9 protein-coding genes and 1 pseudogene are annotated in these 6,840 nt (G+C 63.0%); 6 read left to right on the top strand and 4 right to left on the bottom strand.

Annotated features, from left to right (window positions below):
- From WCB02_RS30885 to WCB02_RS30875, 3 genes and pseudogenes are all read left to right on the top strand, one after another.
- Window positions 1-140: pseudogene (locus WCB02_RS30885) on the top strand (4-hydroxybenzoate 3-monooxygenase); the annotation flags it as partial.
- A gap of 105 nt (window positions 141-245) precedes the next feature.
- Entirely contained in the window at window positions 246-818 is a 573-nt protein-coding gene (locus WCB02_RS30880) for a glutathione S-transferase family protein (RefSeq protein WP_423964042.1), read from the top strand.
- Between the two features lie 213 nt (window positions 819-1,031).
- A complete protein-coding gene (locus tag WCB02_RS30875; protein ID WP_423964039.1) occupies window positions 1,032-1,448 on the top strand; it encodes a PaaI family thioesterase in 417 nt (138 codons plus the stop codon).
- Between the two features lie 152 nt (window positions 1,449-1,600).
- Here WCB02_RS30875 and WCB02_RS30870 read toward each other — a convergent pair whose 3' ends face one another.
- Complete coding sequence (locus tag WCB02_RS30870) at window positions 1,601-2,497, bottom strand: LysR family transcriptional regulator (RefSeq protein ID WP_423964036.1); 897 nt, start codon at window positions 2,495-2,497, stop codon at window positions 1,601-1,603.
- A gap of 107 nt (window positions 2,498-2,604) precedes the next feature.
- Between WCB02_RS30870 and WCB02_RS30865 the strand changes: the two genes are divergently transcribed.
- The gene (locus tag WCB02_RS30865; protein WP_423964034.1) at window positions 2,605-3,264 is read left to right on the top strand and encodes a pyridoxamine 5'-phosphate oxidase family protein; all 660 of its coding nucleotides are present in this window, start codon (window positions 2,605-2,607) and stop codon (window positions 3,262-3,264) included.
- 122 nt (window positions 3,265-3,386) lie between these two features.
- Here WCB02_RS30865 and WCB02_RS30860 read toward each other — a convergent pair whose 3' ends face one another.
- Window positions 3,387-4,115, bottom strand: coding sequence for a glutathione S-transferase family protein (locus tag WCB02_RS30860; protein WP_423964032.1), 729 nt, complete (start codon window positions 4,113-4,115; stop codon window positions 3,387-3,389).
- 239 nt (window positions 4,116-4,354) lie between these two features.
- Here WCB02_RS30860 and WCB02_RS30855 point away from each other — a divergent pair, with 239 nt between their 5' ends.
- Together WCB02_RS30855 and WCB02_RS30850 are read left to right on the top strand one after the other, a co-directional pair.
- The gene (locus tag WCB02_RS30855) at window positions 4,355-5,053 is read left to right on the top strand and encodes a helix-turn-helix transcriptional regulator (RefSeq protein ID WP_423964030.1); all 699 of its coding nucleotides are present in this window, start codon (window positions 4,355-4,357) and stop codon (window positions 5,051-5,053) included.
- An 8-nt stretch (window positions 5,054-5,061) separates the two neighbouring features.
- A complete protein-coding gene (locus WCB02_RS30850) occupies window positions 5,062-5,400 on the top strand; it encodes a YkgJ family cysteine cluster protein (protein ID WP_423964028.1) in 339 nt (112 codons plus the stop codon).
- Window positions 5,401-5,556: 156 nt separating this feature from the next.
- Here the strand turns inward: WCB02_RS30850 and WCB02_RS30845 are convergent, their stop codons facing one another.
- Window positions 5,557-5,961, bottom strand: a complete 405-nt coding sequence (locus WCB02_RS30845) for a hypothetical protein (RefSeq protein WP_423964025.1) — start codon at window positions 5,959-5,961, stop codon at window positions 5,557-5,559.
- 125 nt (window positions 5,962-6,086) lie between these two features.
- Window positions 6,087-6,437 carry a DUF3307 domain-containing protein gene (locus WCB02_RS30840; protein WP_423964044.1) on the bottom strand — a complete coding sequence of 117 codons (351 nt, stop codon included), beginning with the start codon at window positions 6,435-6,437 and terminating at the stop codon, window positions 6,087-6,089.
- Between the last annotated feature and the right edge of the window lie 403 nt (window positions 6,438-6,840).

Genomic DNA, 6,840 nt, shown 5'->3' with positions numbered 1-6,840 from the left:
GGATGACGTCGATGCTGCACAAATTCCCGGAAAACGGCACCATCGGCGCGCGCATCCAGCTCGCGGAGCTGGACTACGTGGTCCATTCCAAGGCGGCGATGACGTCGCTTGCGGAGAATTATGTGGGGTTACCGTTCTAGGACCTTCATTGCGAGCGGAGCGAAGCAACCCATCCGGCCGTAAAAGGAAAGAATGGATTGCTTCGTCGCTTCGCTCGTCGCAATGGGGTGGAAGGAGCGGAGAAGATGCTCACACTTTATTTCGCGCCCGGCGCAAGCTCCATGGCCGTGCACATCGCCTTGCACGAGATCGGCGTGGCTTTTGAGGGCAGGCCGATGTCGTTCAAGAGCAATGACATGCGCGCGCCCGACTATCTCAGGCTCAATCCGGAGGGCAAAGTGCCGACGCTTCTGATCGACGAGCGACCGCTCACGGAAGTGGCAGCGATCCTGTTTTATCTCGCCCGGCGCTTTCCTGAGGCCGGATTGTTGCCGTGCGACGATGCCGAAGCCGAAGCGCATGCGCTCTCCTGGATGTCGTTCATCGCCTCGACCCTGCATCCTGCACGACGGCGCGGGCTGGATTACGCCAAGGGCATTGCTGATCGACGGCTCGGCCAAGGCTGGACGCTCGGCGCGCGCTACTCGATCGCGGATATCCATCTGTTCCGGCTGTACTGGCGGCTGTTCAATTCGCTGAAGCCGGCGGCGGGCACCTTCCCAAATCTTGACGCACATTACGCGCGGATGGCGGAACGGCCGGCGGTGCAACGGACGATCGAGGTCGAATCGGCGGTTGGTTACGAATTGCCGGCGTGAGTGTCTGGAACAGAATCGCATGGTGGGCACGGCGCAAGAGCGCCCTTGCCCACTCTACGCGACCGGGCTACCGGCTTACCCGCCTTCGCACGTGACGACGGAGTGCTGGCGTTTCAAACGCTGCCGCGAATCCCGTTTAAAACTTTGTAGGCAATGAATTCGACGCGCGCATCGCGTTTAATCACGACAGCACCAGCAACCCGTGAGCCGCGCATGACCAGCACCGACATTCCCGATGGCTTCGAGCCGCACTTCCGCAATAGCCCGTTCACCGATCCCTGGGAGCCGCTGTATTCGAAGAAGACGGAAAAGGCCGTGATCATGGGTCTGCGGCTGGCCCGACCACACACCAATGCACGCGGGCTGATCCATGGCGGATTGATTGCATCGCTCGCCGACAACGCGATGGGCTATAGCTGCGCACAGGCGATGGGCTGGGCCTCGTCGCTGGTGACGATCTCGCTCGCGGTCGATTTCGCAGGCTCGGCGGCAATCGGACAATGGCTCGCGGTGGAAAGCGACGTGATCAGGACCGGCAGCACGATCTGCTTCGCTCAGTGCCTGATCAAGGCTGATGACGCCGTGATTGCCCGCGGAAACGGGACGTTTCGGGTGGTGCCGAAGAAGTAATAGCTCCCACCCATCGTCATGCCCGGCCTTGTGCCGGGCCTCCACCGCTTCTTCAATCGGCGACAAAGACGTGGATGGCCGGGCATGGGCGAGCAGACGCGACGCCGTCCTGCGGACGGCTGTGCCCGGCCATGACGGAGACTGCGGCGGCATCATTTACCAAAATGCCAGTCGCTGCTCTCGACCACGAGATCGACGAAGCTGCGCACCTTGGCCGACAATAGCCGCGAGGTCGGATAGACGATGTGGACCGGCAGCGGCGGCAATTCGAACTGCTGCAGCACGATTCTGAGCCGGCCGCGCCTGATGGCGTCGGCCGCCTGATAGGCCAGCACCCGGGTCAGCCCGCCCCCCGCCTCGGCATACTGGATCGCGGCATCGGCGCTGTTGGTGACGAGGCGCGGCATCGTGTTCACGCGCAGTTCGCCTGCCTTCCCGGCAAAGCGCCAGTCCGATGACCCCGCCGCGGCACCGAACTGGATGGTGTCGTGGGAAGCGACGTCGGCCGGCTGCTTCGGCTCGCCGCGCGCCTTCAGATAAGCGAGCGATGCCACCACGACGCGCCGCATCTCGCCGACCTGGCGCGCCACCAGCGTGGAATCGGCGAGCTCGCCGATCCGAACCGCGAGATCGACGCCGTCCTCGACCAGATTGACGATGCGGTCCTCCAGCCGCAATTCGCCGGAGACGTCGGGATAGCGTTTCAGATAGGCCGACATCACCGGACTGACATGCAGCCGACCGAAGCCGACCGGCGCCGAGATCACGAGCCGCCCGCTCGGGCGGGTACGTTCGCTTTCCGCAGCGCGTTCGGCTTCCTCGACATCGGCGAGGATGCGGCGGGCGCGCTCCAGATAGCGCGCCCCGGCATCGGTCAGCGCGACCTGCCGCGTGGTACGCTGCAATAGCCGGGCGCCGAGACGCTGTTCCAGCGCCGCGACCAGCCGGGTGACCGCCGAGGGCGACACATTCAACTTGCGCGCCGCGGGCGCGAACCCTCCGAGGTCCGCGACCACGACAAAGGCCTGCATGGCGTCGAGCCGATCCATTGGATTATTGCATAATGCGCAATGATAAAGTGTCAATCTGCCAGATTGTTTAAACTCCAGAGAGCATCCATTTCGTTTGTCGAACAACGGAAGCGGAGGGGATTCTGATGATCGAGACCCAGGTCCATTCCAACCCAATTGATGCGAGCCGAGCCAATTCCAGTGACGTCGCGTTCACCCCGGCGGTGAAGGCGATCCAGACACGCAAGGGCTCGCGCGAGGCCTATGCCCATGTCGAGGAGAATGGCGGATGGCGCACCGAGATCGACGACCGGCTCGCGGGCTTTCTGGCCCAGACCGACAGCTTCTATCTGGCGACCGCAACGGCCGACAGCCAGCCCTATATTCAGCACCGCGGCGGACCGAAGGGTTTCATCAAGATTCTGGACAAGCACACCAGCGCGTTCGCCGACTATAGCGGCAACAGGCAGTACGTCACCCAGGGCAACCTCTCGGAAAACCCCAAGGCATACATTTTTGTGATGGACTATGCACATCGCCGCCGGGTGAAGCTCTGGGGCGAGGCGCGGGTCGTCGAGGATGATCCGGCGCTGACGCAATCGCTGATGCCCAGGGGTTACAAGGCGCGGCCGGAGCAGGCGATCGTTTTCACGATCGCGGCGTGGGACACCAACTGCCCGCAGCACATTCCGCAGAAATTCGATGCGGCCGATGTCGCGGCCGCAATCGCGGCACGCGACGCCAGGATCACGGAACTGGAGGCAGAGCTGGCGAAGCTGAAGAAGCAGGCCGCCTCAGCGGTCTAAGCAAAACTCAGTCCAGCGCCTGCTGTTGCCAATAGTGATGCCAGACCGCGCATAGCGCGAACCCGGAACCCAGGGATTCCGGGTTCGACAGTTCGTGTCGCCCCGGAATGGCGGAGCGAAATTCACGCGGCCTGTTGCAGCGGGGTCCACGCGAACTCCGGATAGTAGTGCTGCATCATGCGGTCGACATAGGCGGTCAGATTCGAAAACTGCTCCGCCCGCGCGCGCAGTTTGGAATCGAAGAATGGCGTTAAGATTCCGGCCAGCGCGCCGAATGCGGTGGCGTCGGTGCCGCAGGGCTTTTCGCCCATCAGGTAGGGCTGGTCGGCCAGTTGTACCGACAGCGCAAACAGCGAGCGGGCCGCCAGTTCCACATCATCGTCGGGCGCGTGACGGCCAAGCCCGCTCAACAGATAGTTCTCGGCGACACGGAACTGCGCGTCCTCGCGCAGCTTCTCGCGACGGTCGTCCGGCGCGCCGTCGAAGAAATGCGCCGGTCCCCTGGCGAAATTGTCCGGATCGACCCACCGCGCCCCGATCATCGCCCAGTAGACGTGATGCTCGATCATGCGCTCGAACGCCCAGGCCTGCGCACGCTGCCGCCGGTCGAGCCCGGCATCAAAGTCGAAGCCGTATTTGGCCTCGAAATGAGCGCGGATGAAGGTGGAATCGGCGATGCTCTGGCCCTCATCGTCGATAAAGGGCAGTTGCCCCTTGGGCGATGCCGGTGGCATCGCCTTCTGCTTGCGGTAGGCAAGCCCTGCCATCTTCAACTGGACCTCGGTCTTGGCGACGAACGGACTGATTTCAGGCAAGCCGAACCCCGCGCCAAAGCCATAGAGGGTAATCATCTGGACGCTCCCGATCTCTTCAACAGCGCGCGCAGGCTAGCCACCCCCTGCTGCCACCATGGTGTCAGCATTGGTGCTATCATCGACCACAGGTCGAGACCGGACAGGATGATCATGGACAAATTCCCCTGAAGCTGAGTGTTGTCCCCTTATAGAAAGCACCTGCTGCCAACATGCTGTCAGCATCGGCAAGGGCGCTAGAAACGTCCTGACAAAACGCACCGACAAAGAGACTTTTCATGAGACGCGCCGACCGGCTGTTTCAGATCATTCAGGTGCTCCGGCGCACCCGCAATCCCTTGACCGCCGATGCGATCGCCGCGGAGCTGGAAACCTCGAAGCGCACGATCTATCGCGACATCGCGACCTTGATCGGCCAGCGCGTGCCGATCCGCGGCGAGGCCGGCATGGGCTACGTCCTGGAAAAGGGATTCGACCTGCCGCCCTTGATGCTCACCCCCGACGAGATCGAGGCGGCGGTGCTCGGCGCGCAATGGGTGATCGGCAACGCCGATCCGGTGCTGGCGCGCGCAGCCCAGGACCTGATGGCCAAGATCGCCGATACCGTGCCGGAGCGGTTGCGGCCTTTCGTGCTCGAACCCGCGAGCCGAGCGCGGCCGGACTGGCGCAGGGAGCCTGACCGTATCGACATGGCGCGGACGCGTTCGCAGATTCACGAAGGCAAGAAGATCACGCTGCGCTACCGCGACGAACGCGGCCAGGACAGCGAACGCACGATATGGCCGATTGCGATCGGCTATCACGCAGCGGTGCGGATTCTCGCCGCATGGTGCGAACTGCGCCGGGATTTTCGCAGCTTCCGCACCGATCGGGTGGTCGAGGCGGACTATCTCGACGAGAAATATCCGGAGCGGCGCGAAGCGCTGCGGGCGAAATGGCGGCGCAGCCTGGTTTGGGAACAGCCCAAAGACGTGTAGGAAGACGCATGTCCGATCCGACCACCGACAACCCGAACGCTGAAACCCCCAGCCAGGAGAGCCCATGTCAGAGCTGCGGCGCATGCTGCGCCACGTCGGCGAACTGGCCGCGCTTCTCGGTCGAGAGCGACGCGGCGCTCGAGCTGATTCCACCCGAGCTCGTCAATGACAGATCGTCAGGCATGCGCTGCGACGGCGACCGTTGCGCGGCTTTGCATGGCGAGGTCGGAATTGCCACCGCGTGCACGATCTATGCGATCAGGCCGGAGGTGTGCCGAACCTGCCTGCCCGGCGACGCCGAATGCACGATGGCGCGGAAGAAGCACGGGCTGCCGGTGCTGATTTAGTTCAGGCTGTCGTCCCGGCCAAGCGAAGCGCGAGCCGGGACCGACCGGGCGATCTATCGATAAGGCAGGATGGCAGACGCCTCATGTAGCGACGGAGGTCTGTGGTTATGAGCCCCCACCTTCGCGCCGCCTTCGCGGGGGCGACACATGGGGAGATCAGGCCGTCACGGCCTCGGCAGTCTCGTCGTCCAGTTCATCCTCGATCGGCTTGAAGGTCGCGAGCGGCTTGGTCGAGAGCGTGATCGGCTTACGGCCGCTATAGCTCGACGAAGCCACGATCCGGGCCGAGGGCGCTTGGCGCGACAGCGCGTACAGCGTCGAGCCGACCCGGCCGCCCAGCTGGATCAGGTCGCGTTCGCTGCAGCTCGCCGCGATCGAAACCGCCAGCGAATACAGATGGCTCTTGCGGTAGCAGAACAGCGCCAGTCGCGCTCGCACGTCGCAGGAGACGCTCTCCACCAACTGGGACAGACCGCTCTCGCTCGCGCGGTACATCTCGCCGAGCAACTCATCGCGAACTGGACAGAACTCGTTGTCGTAGGCGTCGCTGCTTGAAAACATTGATGTTCTCCCTTGATGCGGAAGATGCAGCGCAAATCTCTAACGATGGGTTAACCACCGACGGCGGTAGTGTCCCGGGGGCCTTGATCAGGCCATCCGAATCGGAACGGGGAATTGCGCTGCGATCAGCCGTTCGCGGCCATGAAGATCGAGAGCGCGAAGCCGGTGAGATGATGCAGCGCCTGGTCGACGCCGATCAGGGTCCAGAACCACGGATGCTCGGTGGTCATGCCGAAGGTCGAGGAGCAGATCCCTTTGGCGCGGTCGATCGTGACGTGGATCAGGAAATCGATCACCGCGACGAACCAGAAGCGGGGCGCCACGATCAGGATGAACGTCATCGCAACCGCAAGATGTATCAGGCAGTGCACCAGGAGCGGCACCCCCCAGCCGGTCTTCTGATCCTTGCCATGGGCCATCCAGGAGGTCTGCAGGACGAAATCGGCGATGACGTGCTTGACCGTCAGAAGCAGCATCCATCCGATCAAGAGACCGACCGGAACCGACGACGACATGGGAGGCAATGACAAAGACGCCCTCGCTGGGACAGACTTGGGAGAGACTCGGGACAGACTTGAACCAAACGAGAACTGGAGGCGCTCAGCGCAACTTGCTTTCAAACCCGACCAATTGACCCGTATGCAGAATTTATGACACCTCCGACGGGGGATTGCACCTGCGCGGAACCCGAAAAAGCTTGGGTGTGTCCCGCCGGCCTAACCCTCTCGCAGTGCAGCGATTTGGCTTCCCCCGCGGTGATTTGCAATCAACCGCCAGCCGGTTGTCATCGGAAAAGTTAACGGACGATCGCTCTTTGATGGATCTTACCGGATTACCGGACCGGCCGGCCACATGACTATGGCGGCCCGGTGCGGGGCC

It is taken from the genome of Bradyrhizobium sp. (assembly GCF_049581145.1).
Taxonomy (GTDB): domain Bacteria; phylum Pseudomonadota; class Alphaproteobacteria; order Rhizobiales; family Xanthobacteraceae; genus Bradyrhizobium.
Note: the sequence above shows the minus strand (reverse complement) of the source record. Positions and strands in the feature narration are given on the sequence as shown.

What these genes read in the sequence shown, in the direction of transcription:
- WCB02_RS30855 (WP_423964030.1), top strand. Translation starts at nt 4,355, where the DNA reads ATGAGACGCGCCGACCGGCTGTTTCAGATCATTCAGGTGCTCCGGCGC.
- WCB02_RS30880 (WP_423964042.1), top strand. Translation starts at nt 246, where the DNA reads ATGCTCACACTTTATTTCGCGCCCGGCGCAAGCTCCATGGCCGTGCAC.
- WCB02_RS30840 (WP_423964044.1), bottom strand. Translation starts at nt 6,437, where the DNA reads ATGCTGCTTCTGACGGTCAAGCACGTCATCGCCGATTTCGTCCTGCAG.
- WCB02_RS30875 (WP_423964039.1), top strand. Translation starts at nt 1,032, where the DNA reads ATGACCAGCACCGACATTCCCGATGGCTTCGAGCCGCACTTCCGCAAT.
- WCB02_RS30865 (WP_423964034.1), top strand. Translation starts at nt 2,605, where the DNA reads ATGATCGAGACCCAGGTCCATTCCAACCCAATTGATGCGAGCCGAGCC.
- WCB02_RS30870 (WP_423964036.1), bottom strand. Translation starts at nt 2,497, where the DNA reads ATGGATCGGCTCGACGCCATGCAGGCCTTTGTCGTGGTCGCGGACCTC.
- WCB02_RS30845 (WP_423964025.1), bottom strand. Translation starts at nt 5,961, where the DNA reads ATGTTTTCAAGCAGCGACGCCTACGACAACGAGTTCTGTCCAGTTCGC.
- WCB02_RS30860 (WP_423964032.1), bottom strand. Translation starts at nt 4,115, where the DNA reads ATGATTACCCTCTATGGCTTTGGCGCGGGGTTCGGCTTGCCTGAAATC.
- WCB02_RS30850 (WP_423964028.1), top strand. Translation starts at nt 5,062, where the DNA reads ATGTCCGATCCGACCACCGACAACCCGAACGCTGAAACCCCCAGCCAG.